The organism is Mycetohabitans endofungorum (assembly GCF_002927045.1).
GTDB classification, from domain to species: domain Bacteria; phylum Pseudomonadota; class Gammaproteobacteria; order Burkholderiales; family Burkholderiaceae; genus Mycetohabitans; species Mycetohabitans endofungorum.
Map to the genome: position 1 here is coordinate 44,935 of NZ_PRDW01000010.1, position 16,453 is coordinate 61,387.

Annotated in this window: 16 protein-coding genes and 2 pseudogenes; 14 read left to right on the plus strand and 4 right to left on the minus strand. The window is 59.1% G+C overall.

Features of this window, described 5'->3' with window-relative positions; genetic code table 11:
- The first annotated feature begins 12 nt into the window (after positions 1 to 12).
- The 10 genes from nuoG (at position 13) to B0O95_RS10820 (ending at position 11,005) form a co-directional block, all read left to right on the plus strand.
- Entirely contained in the window at positions 13 to 2,343 is a 2,331-nt protein-coding gene (gene nuoG / locus B0O95_RS10775) for an NADH-quinone oxidoreductase subunit NuoG (RefSeq protein ID WP_104077897.1), read from the plus strand.
- Positions 2,344 to 3,408 carry an NADH-quinone oxidoreductase subunit NuoH gene (gene nuoH, locus B0O95_RS10780; RefSeq protein ID WP_104077898.1) on the plus strand — a complete coding sequence of 355 codons (1,065 nt, stop codon included), beginning with the start codon at positions 2,344 to 2,346 and terminating at the stop codon, positions 3,406 to 3,408.
- 9 nt (positions 3,409 to 3,417) lie between these two features.
- Positions 3,418 to 3,906, plus strand: a complete 489-nt coding sequence (nuoI, locus tag B0O95_RS10785) for an NADH-quinone oxidoreductase subunit NuoI (RefSeq protein WP_104077899.1) — start codon at positions 3,418 to 3,420, stop codon at positions 3,904 to 3,906.
- A 67-nt stretch (positions 3,907 to 3,973) separates the two neighbouring features.
- Positions 3,974 to 4,666 (plus strand): NADH-quinone oxidoreductase subunit J, encoded by a 693-nt coding sequence (locus B0O95_RS10790; RefSeq protein ID WP_104077900.1) that lies wholly within the window; start codon positions 3,974 to 3,976, stop codon positions 4,664 to 4,666.
- A gap of 22 nt (positions 4,667 to 4,688) precedes the next feature.
- Complete coding sequence (nuoK, locus tag B0O95_RS10795; protein WP_041753724.1) at positions 4,689 to 4,994, plus strand: NADH-quinone oxidoreductase subunit NuoK; 306 nt, start codon at positions 4,689 to 4,691, stop codon at positions 4,992 to 4,994.
- A 20-nt stretch (positions 4,995 to 5,014) separates the two neighbouring features.
- Entirely contained in the window at positions 5,015 to 7,057 is a 2,043-nt protein-coding gene (gene nuoL, locus B0O95_RS10800) for an NADH-quinone oxidoreductase subunit L (RefSeq protein WP_104077901.1), read from the plus strand.
- 13 nt (positions 7,058 to 7,070) lie between these two features.
- Complete coding sequence (locus B0O95_RS10805; RefSeq protein ID WP_104077902.1) at positions 7,071 to 8,567, plus strand: NADH-quinone oxidoreductase subunit M; 1,497 nt, start codon at positions 7,071 to 7,073, stop codon at positions 8,565 to 8,567.
- 18 nt (positions 8,568 to 8,585) lie between these two features.
- Positions 8,586 to 10,058, plus strand: a complete 1,473-nt coding sequence (nuoN, locus tag B0O95_RS10810) for an NADH-quinone oxidoreductase subunit NuoN (protein ID WP_076786446.1) — start codon at positions 8,586 to 8,588, stop codon at positions 10,056 to 10,058.
- A gap of 14 nt (positions 10,059 to 10,072) precedes the next feature.
- Complete coding sequence (locus tag B0O95_RS10815) at positions 10,073 to 10,387, plus strand: DUF2818 family protein (RefSeq protein WP_104077903.1); 315 nt, start codon at positions 10,073 to 10,075, stop codon at positions 10,385 to 10,387.
- Positions 10,388 to 10,414: 27 nt separating this feature from the next.
- The gene (locus tag B0O95_RS10820) at positions 10,415 to 11,005 is read left to right on the plus strand and encodes an NUDIX domain-containing protein (RefSeq protein ID WP_104077904.1); all 591 of its coding nucleotides are present in this window, start codon (positions 10,415 to 10,417) and stop codon (positions 11,003 to 11,005) included.
- 236 nt (positions 11,006 to 11,241) lie between these two features.
- On the opposite strand, the pseudogene B0O95_RS10825 reads toward B0O95_RS10820, so the two are convergent.
- Positions 11,242 to 11,439: pseudogene (locus B0O95_RS10825) on the minus strand (IS3 family transposase); the annotation flags it as partial.
- A 239-nt stretch (positions 11,440 to 11,678) separates the two neighbouring features.
- Here B0O95_RS10825 and B0O95_RS10830 point away from each other — a divergent pair.
- From B0O95_RS10830 to B0O95_RS10845, 4 genes are all read left to right on the plus strand, one after another.
- Positions 11,679 to 11,903: a Pvc16 family protein gene (locus tag B0O95_RS10830; RefSeq protein WP_269845329.1), complete on the plus strand. Its 225-nt coding sequence runs from the start codon at positions 11,679 to 11,681 to the stop codon at positions 11,901 to 11,903.
- Positions 11,904 to 12,235: 332 nt separating this feature from the next.
- Positions 12,236 to 12,451, plus strand: coding sequence for a hypothetical protein (locus B0O95_RS15565; RefSeq protein WP_146064056.1), 216 nt, complete (start codon positions 12,236 to 12,238; stop codon positions 12,449 to 12,451).
- 135 nt (positions 12,452 to 12,586) lie between these two features.
- On the plus strand, positions 12,587 to 13,540 hold the full coding sequence (locus B0O95_RS10840; RefSeq protein WP_233203295.1) for an esterase/lipase family protein: 954 nt from the start codon (positions 12,587 to 12,589) through the stop codon (positions 13,538 to 13,540).
- 94 nt (positions 13,541 to 13,634) lie between these two features.
- A complete protein-coding gene (locus tag B0O95_RS10845; RefSeq protein WP_104077909.1) occupies positions 13,635 to 13,823 on the plus strand; it encodes a hypothetical protein in 189 nt (62 codons plus the stop codon).
- A gap of 226 nt (positions 13,824 to 14,049) precedes the next feature.
- Here B0O95_RS10845 and B0O95_RS15570 read toward each other — a convergent pair whose 3' ends face one another.
- The 3 genes and pseudogenes from B0O95_RS15570 to cofE all read right to left on the minus strand — a co-directional run bounded on the left by B0O95_RS15570 (position 14,050) and on the right by cofE (position 16,182).
- A complete protein-coding gene (locus B0O95_RS15570) occupies positions 14,050 to 14,634 on the minus strand; it encodes a hypothetical protein (protein ID WP_146064057.1) in 585 nt (194 codons plus the stop codon).
- A 577-nt stretch (positions 14,635 to 15,211) separates the two neighbouring features.
- Positions 15,212 to 15,373: pseudogene (locus B0O95_RS10850) on the minus strand (IS3 family transposase); the annotation flags it as partial.
- Positions 15,374 to 15,399: 26 nt separating this feature from the next.
- Entirely contained in the window at positions 15,400 to 16,182 is a 783-nt protein-coding gene (gene cofE, locus B0O95_RS10855; RefSeq protein ID WP_233203296.1) for a coenzyme F420-0:L-glutamate ligase, read from the minus strand.
- Between the last annotated feature and the right edge of the window lie 271 nt (positions 16,183 to 16,453).

Sequence of the window (16,453 nt, forward strand, 5' to 3'; positions counted from 1 at the left end):
CCCTTCACCATCATGGTTGAACTTGAAATAGACGGCAAGAAGGTCGAGGTGCCGGAAGGCAGCATGGTGATCCAGGCTGCGCACAAGGTCGATACGTACATTCCTCACTTCTGTTATCACAAGAAGCTGTCGATCGCGGCGAACTGCCGGATGTGCCTGGTCGAGGTCGAGAAGATGCCGAAGGCCGTGCCGGCATGCGCGACGCCGGTGTCCGCCGGCATGGTCGTGCGCACGACGTCGGACAAGGCGGTGAAGGCGCAGCAGTCCGTGATGGAGTTCCTGCTGATTAACCACCCGCTGGATTGTCCGATCTGCGACCAGGGCGGCGAATGCCAGCTGCAAGACCTGGCGGTCGGCTACGGCAAGTCCGCGTCGCGGTATTCAGAAGAGAAGCGCGTGGTGTTCCACAAGAACGTCGGGCCGCTGATCTCGATGGAAGAGATGACGCGCTGCATCCACTGCACGCGCTGCGTGCGCTTTGGCCAGGAAGTGGCCGGGATCATGGAACTCGGCATGCTGGGCCGCGGCGAGCACTCGGAGATCACGACGTTCGTCGGCAACACGGTTGACTCCGAATTGTCGGGCAACATGATCGACCTGTGTCCGGTGGGTGCGCTGACCAGCAAGCCATTCCGCTATAGCGCGCGGACGTGGGAATTGTCACGCCGCCGCTCGGTCAGCCCGCACGACTCGGTCGGCGCGAACCTGATCGTGCAGGTGAAGAACAATCGGGTGATGCGTGTGTTGCCGCTGGAAAACGAGGCGATCAACGAGTGCTGGATTTCGGACAAGGATCGCTTTTCGTATGAGGCGCTGAGCAGCGCGGAGCGCCTAACGCAGCCGATGCTGAAGCAGGACGGCAAGTGGTGCGAGGTCGATTGGGAAACCGCGCTGACCTACGTCGCGAACGGCTTGAAGAACATCAAGGCCGAGCATGGCGCGAACGCAATCGCTACGCTCGCTAGCCCGCACAGCACACTCGAGGAATTGTTTCTGCTCAAGACGCTGACGCGTGCGCTGGGTAGCGCGAATCTGGATTTCCGGCTGCGCCAAAGCGATTTTTCCACGCCGCTGCAAGGTGCGCCGTGGCTCGGCATGCCGCTCGCGACGCTGTCCAGCGTCGATTCCGCCTTCGTGATCGGCTCGTTCCTGCGTCGCGATCATCCGCTGCTGGCGGCACGGCTGCGCCAGGCCGCCAGCAGCGGTGCCAAGCTGAGCTTGTTGCACGCGAGCGCCGATGATTCGCTAATCAATGTCGCGCACAAAATCGTCGCGGCACCGTCGGCTTGGGTCGACGCACTGGCTGGCGTGGCCGTCGCAGTGGCCGAGATCCGTGGCGCGGCGTTGCCGGCCGAGCTTGGCGGTGTGCAGCCGGACGCTGCTGCGAAGGACATCGCCGCGTCGCTGTCGAACGGCGAGCAGCGCGTGATCCTGCTGGGCACGAGCGCGGTGAACCATCCCGAATTCGCGAAGCTGCACGCCATTGCGCAGTGGATCGCGCAAACGAGCGGCGCGACGCTCGGCTTCCTGCCGGAGGCGGCCAACACCGTCGGCGCGCATCTGGTTGGCGCACTGCCCGGCGAAGGCGGTGCTGACGCTGCGCAGGCATTCGCGTCGCCGCGCCGCGCGTATGTGCTGTTCAACGTCGAGCCGGAGTTCGACGTCGCGAATCCGCGGCAGGCCCGCGCGGCGCTGGCGCAGGCCGACATGGTCGTCGCGCTGTCGTCGTTCAAGACCGGTGCCGACTACGCGGACGTGCTGCTACCGATCGCGCCGTTCACCGAGACGGCTGGCACGTTTGTCAACGCGCAGGGCACGGTGCAACCGTTCACTGGTGTCGTGCGCCCGCTGGGTGAGTCCCGGCCGGGCTGGAAGGTGCTGCGCGTGTTGGGCAACTTGCTTGGGCTGCCGAATTTCGACTACACGAGTGCCGAGGAAGTCGCCACTGCGGCATTGGAAGGTGTGGACGTGCAGGCCCGTCTGTCGAATGCGACGCACGCGCCGCTGGCGCGTGGCGCAGCAACGCGTGCGGCTGGCGCATTCGAGCGGATTGCCGATGTGCCGATCTACGACGCTGATCCGCTGGTTCGCCGTGCACCGTCACTGCATTTGACGAGCGCCGCGAAGGCTGCGTTGCGCGTGTCGTTGCCAGCCGCGCTGTTTGACCAACTTGGACTGAAGGAAGGGGACGCGGTACGCGTGCGACAGGGCGAGGCGTCGGTGACGCTGCCGGCGCTGCGCGATGCGAAGCTGCATGACGCGGTCGTGCGCATGCCGGCGGCGACGCCCGTCGCCGCCGAGCTTGGCAGCCTGTTTGGTGATCTGCTGGTGGAGAAGGCTTAAATGGGCGTGTTCGAAACGATCAATGCAACTGGCAGCCATCTGCTGGGCGTCGCGTGGCCGACCGTATGGGCGCTGGTGCGCATTCTCGTCGTGTCGGTCGTGATCCTGCTGTGCGTCGCCTATCTGATTCTGTGGGAGCGCAAGCTGATCGGCTGGATGCACGTGCGGCTCGGGCCGAACCGCGTCGGGCCTAAGGGGCTGTTGCAGCCGATCGCCGACGTGGTCAAGCTGCTGCTGAAGGAAGTGATCCAGCCGGCGCAGGCGACGAAGTGGATCTATCTCATTGCGCCGATCATGGTGGTGGTGCCGGCATTCGCCGTCTGGGCGGTGATTCCGTTCCAGGCCGAAGCGGTGCTCGGCGACATCAACGCCGGCTTGCTGTATGCGATGGCGATTTCGTCGCTCGGCGTGTACGGCGTGATCCTCGCCGGCTGGGCATCGAATTCGAAGTACGCGTTCCTCGGCGCGATGCGCGCGGCCGCGCAGATGGTGTCGTATGAAATCGCGATGGGCTTTGCGCTGGTCGTCGTGCTGATGACGTCGGGCAGCCTGAACCTATCCGATATCGTACACTCGCAACAGCGCGGGTTGTTCGCCGGGCTCGGCCTGAACTTCCTGTCGTGGAACTGGCTGCCGCTGCTGCCGATGTTCGTCGTCTACTTCATCTCCGGCATCGCCGAAACCAACCGGCACCCGTTCGACGTCGTCGAAGGCGAGTCGGAAATCGTCGCCGGGCACATGATCGACTACTCGGGGATGGCGTTCGCGCTGTTTTTCCTCGCCGAGTACATCAACATGATCGTGATCTCGGCGCTCGCCGCGACGCTGTTCCTCGGTGGCTGGAGCGCGCCGTTCGAGTTCCTGTCGTTCATCCCGGGCATCGTCTGGCTGGTGCTCAAAGTGTTTTTCCTGCTGTCGGTGTTCATCTGGGCCCGTGCGACGTTCCCGCGTTACCGCTACGACCAGATCATGCGCCTGGGCTGGAAAATCTTCATTCCGGTATGTGTCGTGTGGCTGGTCGTGGTCGGTTTCTGGATCATGTCGCCGCTGAACATCTGGAAATAAGGTGTCGCCATGAACGCAATTCAGAATTTTTTCAAAACATTCTTCTTGACCGAGTTGTTCAAGGGGCTCGCGCTGACCGGACGGTATGCGTTCCAGCGCAAGATCACGGTGCAGTTCCCCGAGGAAAAGACGCCGGTTTCACCGCGCTTTCGCGGGCTGCATGCGCTGCGCCGCTATGAGAACGGCGAAGAGCGCTGCATCGCGTGCAAGCTATGTGAGGCGGTCTGTCCGGCGCTGGCGATCACGATCGAATCGGAAGTGCGCGCCGACAACACGCGCCGCACGACGCGTTACGACATCGACCTAACCAAGTGCATCTTCTGCGGCTTCTGCGAAGAGAGCTGCCCGGTCGATTCGATCGTCGAGACACAGATCCTCGAGTATCACGGCGAGAAGCGCGGCGACCTGTATTTCACGAAGGACATGCTGCTCGCGGTCGGCGATCGCTACGAAGCTCAGATTGCGGCGGCAAAGGCGGCCGACGCACCGTACCGGTGAGCGTCGCGGGGCCCGTTGCCCCGACGCACGATAAGACAACGACACGCCTAACGATGATCCGGTAAACATGGAATTCACGACCGTCCTTTTCTACATCTTCGCGCTGCTCATGACCGTGTCAGGGCTCAAGGTGATCACCGCGCGCAACCCGGTTAGCTCGGCGCTGTTTCTGGTGCTCGCGTTCTTCAACGCCGCGGCGATTTGGATGCTACTCGAGGCCGAGTTCCTCGCGATCCTGTTGGTGCTCGTCTATGTCGGCGCGGTGATGGTGCTGTTCCTGTTCGTCGTGATGATGCTGGACATCAATCTCGACGTGTTGCGGCGCGACTTCCGCCGCTTCGTGCCAATGGCGACGATTGTCGGCGCGATCATCGTGGTTGAGACCGCGCTGATCCTCTGGCACGGTTACGGCGCGACCGTCTCGCCGGTGCATGACGCCGCGCAGACGATGCAAGCAGCCGGAGCCGGGGGTGCGATGTCAAACACCCGCCTGATTGGCCGGATCATCTACAGCGACTACATCTTCGCGTTCGAGGTCGCGGGCCTTGTGCTGCTGGTCGCGATCGTCGCGGCGATTGCGCTGACGATCCGCGACGGCAAAGACGTGAAGCGCCAGCGCGTCAGTGAGCAGGTGCGGGTGCGGCGCGAGGATCGCGTGCGGCTGGTACGAATGGCCGCCGAAAAGCAGGCGCCGGACGCATCGACGCAACCGGCGACGCCGGGCAACACCGGTGCTGGCGCGGTCGGCAACACCCGCTGACCGGGACAAGGAGAAAAGAACCATGTTGAGCCTCGCCCATTACCTCGTGCTCGGCGCGATCCTGTTTGCGATCTCGATTGTTGGGATCTTCCTGAACCGCCGCAACGTGATCATCATCCTGATGGCGATCGAGTTGATGCTGCTCGCGGTGAACACCAATTTCGTTGCGTTCTCGCACTATCTCGGCGACGCGCATGGCCAGATCTTTGTGTTCTTCGTGCTGACCGTGGCCGCGGCTGAAGCGGCAATCGGCCTCGCGATCCTGGTCACATTGTTCCGCAGCCTCGACACGATTAACGTCGAGGATCTCGACCGGCTCAAGGGTTAAGGAAAAAGGCCCTGACTGTTATGGCAACGACACTCAATCCCAACCTGCTGCTGGCGGTCCCGCTGGCGCCCCTGGCCGGCTCGCTGATCGCCGGCCTGTTCGGCAAGACCATCGGCCGCCACAACGCGCATCGCGTGACGATCCTCGGCGTGGCGATCGCATTCGTGATCTCCGCGCTGGTGTTCCTCGACGTGCTCGATGGCGCCAGCTTCAATAGCACGATTTACGAATGGGCGACGCTGCCAAGTATCGTGCCGGGACAGGGCAGCTTGAAGCTCGAAATCGGTTTCCTGGTCGATTCGCTGACCGCGATGATGATGTGCGTGGTTACCTTCGTGTCGCTGATGGTGCATATCTACACGATCGGCTACATGGCGGAGGACCCGGGCTACCAGCGCTTCTTCTCGTACATCTCGCTGTTCACGTTCTCGATGTTGATGCTCGTGATGAGCAACAACTTCCTGCAACTGTTTTTCGGGTGGGAAGCGGTCGGGCTGGTGTCCTACCTGCTGATCGGCTTCTGGTACACGCGTCCGACTGCGATCTACGCAAACCTGAAGGCGTTCCTCGTAAACCGCGTCGGCGACTTCGGCTTTCTGCTCGGCATCGGCCTGGTGCTCGCGTATGTCGGCTCGTTGAACTATGGCGACGTATTCGCGCATCGCGACGCGCTGACCAGCGCAGGTGTGCTGCCGGGCACGCAGTGGCAGCTGATCACGGTGACTTGCATCTGCCTGTTCATCGGCGCGATGGGTAAGTCCGCACAGTTCCCGCTGCACGTGTGGCTGCCTGACTCGATGGAAGGCCCAACGCCGATCTCCGCGTTGATCCACGCCGCCACGATGGTGACCGCGGGCATCTTCATGGTCACGCGGATGTCGCCGCTGTTCGAGTTGTCTGACGCCGCGCTGTCGTTCGTGATGGTGATTGGCGCGATCACTGCGCTGTTCATGGGCTTCCTCGGCATCGTGCAGAACGATATTAAGCGGGTCGTCGCGTACTCGACGCTGTCCCAGCTCGGCTATATGACCGTGGCGCTCGGCGCCTCCGCTTACTCGGTCGCGGTATTCCATCTGATGACGCACGCGTTCTTCAAGGCGCTGCTGTTCTTGGGCGCCGGTTCGGTGATCATCGGCATGCATCACGACCAGGACATGCGCAACATGGGCGGGCTGCGCAAGTACATGCCGATCACGTGGATCACGTCGCTGGTTGGCTCGCTTGCGCTGATCGGTACGCCGTTCTTCTCCGGCTTCTATTCGAAGGACTCGATCATCGAGGCGGTCAAGTTGTCGCACTTGCCAGGTTCGGGATTCGCGTATTTCGCGGTGACCGCCAGTGTGTTCGTGACCGCGTTGTACTCGTTCCGGATGGTTTTTATGGTGTTCCACGGTCCGGAGCGCTTTCGCAACGTGCATCACGACGGCGATGGGCATGGCCACGGTGCGCATCATGGGCATGGCGCGCACGAGCCGCACGAGACGCCGTGGGTGGTCACGCTGCCGCTAGTGCTGCTTGCGATCCCGTCCGTCGTGATCGGTGCGATCGCGGTTGGCCCGATGATTTTCGGCGACTTCTTTGCGCACGGCGTCGTGTTCGACAAGGTTGTCTACGTCAGCGAGCATCACGAGGCGCTGCGTGAGATGGCCGAGGAGTTCCACGGCTGGATGCCGATGGCGTTGCATTCGGTCTCGGGCTTGCCGGCCTGGCTCGCGTTGACCGGTGTCATCGTCGCCTGGTTCCTGTACCTGAAGCGGCCGGACATCCCGGCGGCGATTCGTCAGCGTTTCTCGGGCATTTATACGCTGCTGGACAATAAGTACTACATGGACAAGATCAACGACGTCGTGTTCGCCAAGGGCGCGGTGGCGTTCGGCAAAGGACTCTGGAAGGAGGGCGATGTCGTCGTGATCGACGGCCTGGTCAACGGCAGCGCGCGCGCGGTCGCGAAGTTTGCCGGCGTGATCCGCTTCTTGCAAACCGGTTACATCTACCACTACGCGTTCGCCATGATTATCGGCATGTTGGGGTTGCTGACCCTGTTCGTTACGCTGAGCAAATAACGCGAGGACAGGTATGCACGCTCATTTCCCCGTTTTGACTTTCGCGATCTGGCTGCCGATCGCGTTCGGTATCGCCGTTCTTGCAGTTGGCTCAGACAAGACACCGGGTGTCGCGCGCTGGACCGCGCTGATCGGCTCGGTGATCAGCTTCATCGTCACACTGCCGTTGATCAGCGGCTTCGACGCAAGTACGTCAGCGTTGCAGTTCGTTGAAGTCGCGCCGTGGATCGAACGTTTCAACATCACGTACCACCTCGGCGTCGACGGGCTGTCGATGTGGTTCGTCGTGCTGACTGCATTCATCACGGTCATTGTCGTGATCGCCGGATGGGAGGTGATCACGGACCGCGTGGCGCAGTACATGGCCGCCTTCCTGATCCTGTCAGGTCTGATGGTGGGCGTGTTCTCGGCGGCCGACGGGATGCTGTTCTATGTGTTCTTCGAGGCGACGCTGATCCCGATGTACCTGATCATCGGCGTCTGGGGCGGCCCAAACCGCGTGTATGCGGCGTTCAAGTTTTTCCTGTACACGCTGGCCGGCTCGTTGCTGATGCTGGTCGCATTGATCTACCTGTACACGCAGTCGCAATCGTTCGAGTTGTCAGCTTGGCATGCGCTGCCGCTCGGCATGACGCCGCAGGTGCTGTTGTTCGTCGCGTTCTTCCTCGCGTTCGCGGTGAAGGTGCCGATGTGGCCGGTGCACACGTGGTTGCCCGACGCGCACGTTGAGGCGCCGACCGGCGGCTCGGTCGTGCTGGCGGCGATTATGCTGAAGCTGGGCGCGTACGGCTTCCTGCGCTTCTCGTTACCGATTGCGCCGGATGCGAGCCACGTGCTGGCTCCGGTCGTGATCACGCTGTCGCTCGTCGCCGTGATCTATATCGGCTTCGTCGCCCTAGTGCAGGCCGATATGAAGAAGCTAGTCGCGTATTCGTCGATCGCACATATGGGCTTTGTCACGCTCGGCTTCTTCCTGTTCAGTCAGCTCGGCGTCGAAGGGGCCATCGTGCAGATGATCTCGCACGGTTTCGTGTCGGGTGCGATGTTTCTGTGCATCGGCGTGCTGTATGACCGCATGCATTCACGCCAGATCGCCGACTACGGCGGTGTTGTGAACACGATGCCCAAGTTCGCGGCGTTCGCGGTGCTGTTCTCGATGGCCAACTGCGGGTTGCCGGGCACGTCCGGGTTCGTCGGCGAGTTCATGGTGATCCTGTCGGCCGTGAAATTCAATTTCTGGATCGGATTTCTCGCGGCGATTACGCTGATCCTGGGCGCTGCGTACACGCTGTGGATGGTCAAGCGCGTCTATTTCGGCGCGGTCGCGAACGACCATGTCGCGAAGCTTGTCGACCTGAGTTGCCGCGAGTTCTGGATGTTGATGGTGCTGGCGCTGCTCGTGCTGTACATGGGCATCTTCCCGAAGCCGTTCACGGATGTGATGCACGAATCGGTGATTAACCTGCTCTCCCATGTCGCGCAGTCGAAGCTGCCGGCGACGCCGCAGTAAGGGAGGATTGAAAACACTATGCAAAACGCTCCTCTCAACGCCCTGTTGCCCGATGCATTCCTGATGATTGTGACCGTCGTCGCATGGCTGAACGACATCATCACCGGCAAGAAGGGCCGCGGCCTGACCTATGTGATCGCGGTCGCGTCCGGCTTGATCGCCGCGCTCTGGTATGCGGTGATCGCGACCGATCCGCATCCGCATTACTACTTCTCGAACATGTATGTGGTCGACCCGTTCGCGAGCCTGATGAAGTCGTTCATCTCGCTCGGCTTTGCGGTGTCGCTGATCTATTCGCGCAAGTACCTCGAAGAACGTGACCTGTTCCGCGGCGACTTCTATCTGCTAGCGCTGTTCTCGCTGCTTGGGCAGCTGGTGATGGTGTCGGGCAACAATTTCCTGACGCTGTACCTGGGACTGGAACTGATGTCGCTATCGTTGTACGCGATCATCGCGCTGCGTCGTGACGTGCCGCAATCCAACGAAGCGGCAATGAAGTACTACGTGCTCGGGGCGCTGGCGTCTGGCTTCCTACTGTACGGCATCTCGATGATGTACGGTGCGACCGGCTCGCTCGACCTGCATGACGTGTTCACTGCGGTCGCGTCGGGCCGCATCAACTATGCCGTGCTGCTGTTCGGTGTGATCTTCATCGTTGCCGGCATCGCGTTCAAGATGGGGGCCGTGCCGTTCCACATGTGGGTACCCGACGTCTATCACGGCGCGCCGACCGCGATGACGTTGCTCACTGGCGGCGGCCCGAAGGTCGCGGCCTTCGCGTGGGGGCTGCGCTTCCTGGTGATGGGGCTACTGCCGCTGGCGGTCGATTGGCAGACGATGCTGGTGATTCTGGCCGCGCTGTCGTTGATCGTGGGCAACATCACCGGTATCGTGCAACGCAACGTGAAACGGATGCTCGCTTACTCGGCGATCTCGAATATGGGCTTCGTGTTGCTTGGCCTGCTGTCCGGCGTCGTCGATGGCAAGGCAAGCGGTGCGGCGAACGCGTACGGATCCGCGGTGTTTTACAGCATCACATATCTACTGACGACGTTAGGCTCGTTCGGTATCGTGATGCTGCTTGCGCGCCGCGATTTCGAGGCCGACACGCTGGACGACTTCAAGGGCTTGAACAAGCGCAGTCCAGTGTTCGCGTTCGTGATGTTGTTGATGATGTTCTCGTTGGCGGGCATCCCGCCGACGGTTGGCTTTTATGCGAAATTCGCGGTGCTCGAGGCTGCCGTGAATGCGAACCTGACGTGGCTGGCGGTGCTCGCGGTCGTCACGTCGCTTTTCGGAGCGTTCTACTACCTGCGCATCGTCAAGCTGATGTACTTTGACGAGCCAGTTGACGCGACGCCGATCACTGCATATGGTGGCAATCGCGCACTGCTCGCGCTCAACGGTCTCGCGGTGCTGTTGCTTGGCATCGTTCCCGGACCGCTGATGTCGAGTTGCCTGCAAGCGGTGCGCCAGACGCTGTCGCTGTAACGGCGGCTGACACGATGTCACCCTCTGGTTGGTTTATCGTCCTGGTCGCGCTGCTCGGCGCTAACCTGCCGTTCGTCAACCAGCGGTTGCTGGCGATACTGCCGGTACCCGGCGCCGCGCCGGGCGCACGCAAAAGCGCCTGGTGGCGGATCGCCGAGTTGATCGCGCTTTACTTTGTCACGGGGCTGCTCGGCTTCGCGCTCGAGGCGCGGGTCGGCAACCGTTTCGAGCAAGGCTGGCAATTTTATGCGATCACGTTCAGCTTGTTTGTCGTGCTTGCGTTTCCCGGCTTCGTTTTCCAGTATCTCGTCAAGCGGCGCGCCGCGTGAACCGGCGGCTGCTCAAAAAGGCGCGACATGACACGCATTCCGACTGACGACGCTCATTTGGTCGAGACCCGCCTCGACGGCCAGACCCTATATGACGGCAATTTCCTGACGCTCAAGCGCGACATCGTACGGTTGCCGGACGGCAAGACGGCCACGCGCGAGTTTGTCGAGCATCCCGGTGCGGTGATGGTATTACCGCTGTTCGATGACGGCCGCGTGCTGATGGAGCGCCAGTATCGTTACCCGCTTGGCCGTGTGATGGTTGAATTCCCAGCCGGCAAGCTCGATCCACAGGAAGGGGCGCTCGTGTGCGCTCAACGCGAACTGCGCGAGGAAACCGGCTATCGCGCGAACGAGTTCGTCTACTTGACCCGCATCCACCCGGTCATTTCGTATTCGACCGAGTTTATCGACCTGTACTTGGCGCGTGGGCTGAATGAAGGTGAGCGCGCGCTGGACGACGGTGAGTTTTTGGAGACGATTGTCGTCGAACCAGCCATATTGCACGAGTGGATTCGGTGCGGGGAGGTTAGCGACGTCAAGACAATCATTGGCGCGTTCTGGCTTGAAAAAATTTTGTCTGGCGCTTGGCCGGAAAATACCGCGCAGGTAGTCTGATGCCGGCGTGGCCGATCAAAGCGCCGCTGAGTTGGCCACGAACGCACCGCCGCAGGGGGCTTGGGGTAGCATCGCCAGCGGCGCGGGAATGCCGATACAATGTGGAAAACATCGCGCATGCGGCTCGATCGGTGTATTGTCGCGGTACGTGCAATCGCGCTAGAATGATCCGCCATGGCCAATGCCCACGCCTGATTGGCCGGCTCGATTTTCATGCCGCGCAGCAGAGACGGTCAGACCTTGTGCTTCGCATTGCGTCGGCTCGTGTTCGGCTTGCAGTACAGCGCCTCGACGCCCATGCGCTCCATTAGCGTGCGCATGCGCTGACGGCCTATCTCATATCCCTCGCGGCGCAGCAGGCGTGCTCTGGCAAACGGAAACTCCGAGTGTAGTTCGTCGATCCGTTGCATCAGCAACTGATCGACCGATCTTGGCATGCAGCGTCTTCAGCTCTATCAGTGGCTCGCTCGGCCGCGCCGTGGCCGATTCCCAATGCCGGGATCGTTTTACTTTGGTCGTTGCTGCCCAGCCTGCTGGAACAACTGGGTATCGAGTTGCGATCGCGCGAGCCGACAAGCGGTTACCAGGCAGTGCTAGCCTTGCTTGGCCAATCACGATGGCCAAAACTCCCGCAATTTAATCCGATCCCGCCCTGATCAATCTCAATCTTGCGATTGCCGATGCTCTGAAGCCGTATTTGCCAGACGACGTCGCGATCCGCTTTACGTTGCCTAACACCGGTGAGAATCCGGATGTGCCCACTGTCAGCGTGTTTTTATATGATATACACGAAGACTTGCAATTGCGCACCGCGCAAGGCCGCCCCTACAATGTCGGTACCGGACAGCTACAGCCGGACTTGGTCCATGTGCAGCACTGCTATTTGATCACCTATTGAGAGCCACCGCACAGTCTTAGCTCGGGTGCGCCTATGCACGGGTGCTGTCGCCGTCCGAAGGACTCAATAGCTCGGGCAATTTTTGGCAGGTGATGGGCAATAAACCGCGCTTGTGCCTAAGCTACGCGGTGACAGTGCCGATCCACCTGACCGCTCCGCAAGCTAAGATAACCCCTGTGCTCTCAGTGTCGCATCAAGTCAAGCTAACGCCAGGCATTGACTGGAATCGTCAGGCCGCGCCCCTTTTAAAAGCTGCGTTGAGCACGGTGTTAAGACAAGCCGATCCAAGCGCTGCGCGCGCAGCGGATCGCGCCCCATTGGATAAGGTTGAATTGAGCTGCCAGCCCGTTGAGGGCCCCGACACAGACGTCCCCACGACTGTCCAGCATTTGCGGGTGACGCTCTCGGGCGTGGTGACGGTAGACGACAATATTTGCATCCGCGAGATCCTACAGGGCTGGACATCAAGCGCGACGCTTGCCGGCCACGCACTGATCGTCGATGAAGCGGACACGCAGCTGCACTTGCTCCCGACGCCCTACCACTAGATGCGCAGGGACTTGAAGTGATCTCGTGCACGGCAAATCGGTATTGTGTCAGAGTCGAACCGATGATATACAGCTGTTATTTGATGTGTTGCTACGTCAGCCTAGCGCAAAATCATTGCATTGACGAGGTGGATGATGGGAAAGAAGGCTTATGAGGTCCAATCCGACCAACGGAGAAAGGCAGGGCGAGCGCAGGTTGTACCCGACCAAGATTCATCTGTCAGGCTGGTCAGCCGGCTGGATATCGATCCAGAGAGGCCATTCAAGGGAGTGGAAGCCATTTCGAAACGCTTGTACAATGGATCGCAAGAGATTCATACCACCAATCTTGAGATAGGCCACGATAAAAGTATTCCCAAAGACAAAAAAGAAGCCGTCTCGGAAGCCACACAGGAGCAAATGACCTATGGCTTATTGAATTTCTTGCACAAAATGCCCTATCTTAATCGCCCACCCAATTTTATCGGGCCGTCCGAGCAATCAAACAATGGCATTGAAACCATTTTGGTGCATGGCACGTTCAACGCCACCGCAGCCGAAGTAGGGTGGACCAGCCCGAATGGGAAATACGCCGATATTGTCCGGGAAAGATTTGGCGGGAAAGTGAGTGCTTTACAATGGAGTGGAAAAAATCATCGACTTGCCCGTATTGAGGCGGCGCAAACCCTTGCGAAAAAAATCGATGAAAACACACGGGCCGGTATCATCACGAATGTCATTGCCCATAGCCATGGTGGCAATGTCGCTTTTGAAGCGATTAAGCTGACACAAGGTAATATTGAACAACTGGTCACCTTAGGCACACCTATCCGAGGTGATCATTTACCGCCGACAAAGAAGCTTAGAGAAACGGTAGAACATTATATTCATATTTCGGGTGGCAAAGATACCATTGCCCCCAAAGGCGGCCTAGATTTTGTCACGCCATTTAAAGATAATTTCTTCCAAAAAATGGGATTAAATAAGGCTAAGATAAGAAATTCGTTGGCCAATACCGAGCTTCATGTGGCGGACGCCACCCATAGCGAACTCCATTCAAAAGCCGTTTTAGGGCTGCTTACCGCGATAACCCAAGCGACACGGTTGTAAGGCTGGCCAATGGACAGCGCAGGACGCGGCATGGCTGCACGATCAACTGGCTTCGTGCAGCCCGGCGGCCATCCCACTTGAACTCGAGACACTCGTGCAGCGTTTTCGGCTGGCGTCGGAGGCGGTGGCACCCGCCTTGCAGGAGGCCGATAGTTACCGCCAGCAACGCGGCGCCGATGCAATGCTTGAGGCATCGGACTTAAGCCGGGCGTTTGGGCTGTGCGCGCAACGCGCGTTCGGCTCCCTCGCGCAGCGCATCATGCCTGGGGCTGGGACGATCTGATGGTGGGCGACGACGTGCAGCGCCAGCTACGCGAAGTGGGGGCCGCGGATTCGCCATCGGGAGGCGGTGCTAGCGCGCGGCTTTGCGTGCAAACTCGGCATTGCCACGGGCATCAGTGCGCTCTTTTACGGTGACTCGGGTGCCGGCAAGACGCTGGCTGCCGAAGTGTTGGCTAGCACGCTCGGGACATCTGAGCGGCCCGCTCTTGGCCTACAGCCACGCAACGTCATATGCTTGACTCCATCGCGACACTGCGCTGGTGCGTCGCATGTAACGGTTCTGTCGTTTCTTCGTCATCTGACAACGCTTCTGCAAGCGGGCCTTCCAGCATAACCTGTAAAGACTGGTTTTTATCAGAAGTTTGCGTTTCGGCGGGTGCCCAATTTTCAGTCATCCATTTTTCTACGGACTGCGTCACGCTTGCCGGTAATTTCGGTCGCGTCGTTGACTGTATCGCATGACACAGTGCTGCTTTACGCGAATCCATTGACGTCGGTTGAGTCACGGTAGTCAGCGAAGTCAATGGCACCAGCGCCGCATTGCTGTGCGCTTTGTTGGTCGCTTTCTCGCGCAGCACTTCCCCAAGCGCTTTTCCGGTCGCGCTGTCACTTGTCTTACCCGATGCTTCACGCATCGTTTCTGAAAGCTGCGCACCCGTTGCGGCCGTTCCGCCTATTTTAAGGACGACAGATGCAACTTTGGCGGCTGGATGGGAAATCATGCCGATTGCCGCTGCAACAGTATTGGCAGCGCCTAAACCGGCTGCGGCTGCAGTCGTATCATGCGAAATACGGCTACTCATTGCATCCATGACTTGCTGGGCACCTTCTGACGTGGGTGGTGACCCTGGCGATGGCTGCTCGCTGCTGCCTTAAGTGTCTTGTACGTTCCTCGGACCGAATCGGTTGCGACTGCATGAGTAATTTTAGTCGCTTCTTGCGGTGTAATCGAGGCGCTTCCACGTGCAATATTGGCTGCACCTTGCAACGTTCTAGCATCATCTGCCAAATCGTTGAGTGCTGTTTGAACATTTTGCATTGACTGAGATGGTTGCGTTATCACAGTTCGACATTTTTCTAGCAAATTTCCAGCAAATTCACGCGTTTATTATATTGATTAGCAATACCCTCAGTGACAAGATTGGCATATTCCGACGGTGCAATACGCTGGCTGATATCATTAAGGCGCTGGTTTCCTGTTCTTAGTAGAGAATGGAGAACCTTAGATGGACCTGGCGGCCTAAACCTTCTGCGTTTCACTGGAATTTTTATTAGTTTTGGACAGGCGGTCGATCATTGCACCGCCCACAAGACCGCCCCCCACTCTAACCGCTGCTTTTCCCAATTTGGCTGCCCACATGCCATCTTCCGCGTTTATTGACCTCGCCTACTGGCCGACTCGTACGCCTTTAGGTAGACCTCTTTATACTTGACGCTGCGCCACACGCGTTCAACGAACACGTTATCACGCCAGCTTCCTTTGCCGTCCATCGACAGTCTGAGGTCTCGGCCCAACACGGCATCGGTGAACGCGTTCGCCGTGAACTGGCTTTGCGCGGCCACCTCTCATTTCATGCTCAGGCCATTTCTACTGCCAATGTAGAGGAGGTTTCACGGAATAGATCTTCCTCTTTCGGACGAATAAGCTGCTGGACCGTTTCATCCGAAGCGGGCAAATTCGCGCCGCGGATCAGCACAACAGGCGATCCTTCATCGGCTTGTCCCATTAGGAAAGACGCCGCTGCGGCTAGTTCATCGGCCACTGCCACCTGGGTTGTCCGTAAGAGCTGCCCAAACAGGTCCGGCTTCCCAATATAATTTTTAAGCGGTGAAAAGCCCGCTACACCGATCGCGCATCCTGTCGTGCCGTGGCGCCACACCCTACCAAAGCTATCGTTGATGATGATGTGGACATCGACGCCGCACAAGTGATGAAATTGTTTTTTTAATTGGCGTGCGCTGTGATCCGGATCTTTCGGAAGCAAAAGCACACTGTCTTCATCACCTACATTGGAATGATCGATACCGGCATTCGCCATCACGCATCCGAGACGGTGAGCGGTGATCAGTACACCGTCCTGCCTGTGTGCAACGACTTCTGCCGACTCCGAAAGGATAAGTTCAACGAGCCGGGGATCCTTATCCACTTTTTGCGCTAAATCAATAGCTTGCTTGCCGGGTGTGACAGTAGACAGCGTAACCCATCGTCCTTCCGACTTCGAAACAATCTTTTGTGCAAGCACCAGCACGTCGCCATTTTCTAGAGCGATATCGTTTTTGTGGATCGCCTCCGTAATAATCTGGCCAAGGTCATCCCCTGTTTGTATCAAGGGAATGCCACCGATGGCAGATACAGTCATGCTTCTTGCTGTTCGTGTAGCGTGGCTCATCCTCTCAAGCTCCTCATCTTCCCTAGTGGTAGAAAGATTCTCAGAAAAAATGGGCACAGTCAATAACAAGTGACTAGACAATTTGCTTGCTACTATGCCAGCATGTCATCGGCCTATGGCAATGCCGTGCTTGTACGCAAGCTAGCGGCACTCAAAGGAAGCAGATGTGCCAATTCGTTGTTCAATAGGTACCTAAGCCAGGCAATTGTTTCGATTGTTTTGGATTCGATGCAGTTGCCTG

Excerpts from the sequence above, each read along its gene's own strand:
- nuoG (WP_104077897.1), top strand. The coding sequence starts at position 13 with ATGGTTGAACTTGAAATAGACGGCAAGAAGGTCGAGGTGCCGGAAGGC.
- nuoH (WP_104077898.1), top strand. The coding sequence starts at position 2,344 with ATGGGCGTGTTCGAAACGATCAATGCAACTGGCAGCCATCTGCTGGGC.
- nuoI (WP_104077899.1), top strand. The coding sequence starts at position 3,418 with ATGAACGCAATTCAGAATTTTTTCAAAACATTCTTCTTGACCGAGTTG.
- B0O95_RS10790 (WP_104077900.1), top strand. The coding sequence starts at position 3,974 with ATGGAATTCACGACCGTCCTTTTCTACATCTTCGCGCTGCTCATGACC.
- nuoK (WP_041753724.1), top strand. The coding sequence starts at position 4,689 with ATGTTGAGCCTCGCCCATTACCTCGTGCTCGGCGCGATCCTGTTTGCG.
- nuoL (WP_104077901.1), top strand. The coding sequence starts at position 5,015 with ATGGCAACGACACTCAATCCCAACCTGCTGCTGGCGGTCCCGCTGGCG.
- B0O95_RS10805 (WP_104077902.1), top strand. The coding sequence starts at position 7,071 with ATGCACGCTCATTTCCCCGTTTTGACTTTCGCGATCTGGCTGCCGATC.
- nuoN (WP_076786446.1), top strand. The coding sequence starts at position 8,586 with ATGCAAAACGCTCCTCTCAACGCCCTGTTGCCCGATGCATTCCTGATG.
- B0O95_RS10815 (WP_104077903.1), top strand. The coding sequence starts at position 10,073 with ATGTCACCCTCTGGTTGGTTTATCGTCCTGGTCGCGCTGCTCGGCGCT.
- B0O95_RS10820 (WP_104077904.1), top strand. The coding sequence starts at position 10,415 with ATGACACGCATTCCGACTGACGACGCTCATTTGGTCGAGACCCGCCTC.
- B0O95_RS10840 (WP_233203295.1), top strand. The coding sequence starts at position 12,587 with ATGGGAAAGAAGGCTTATGAGGTCCAATCCGACCAACGGAGAAAGGCA.
- B0O95_RS15570 (WP_146064057.1), bottom strand. The coding sequence starts at position 14,634 with ATGGATGCAATGAGTAGCCGTATTTCGCATGATACGACTGCAGCCGCA.
- cofE (WP_233203296.1), bottom strand. The coding sequence starts at position 16,182 with ATGACTGTATCTGCCATCGGTGGCATTCCCTTGATACAAACAGGGGAT.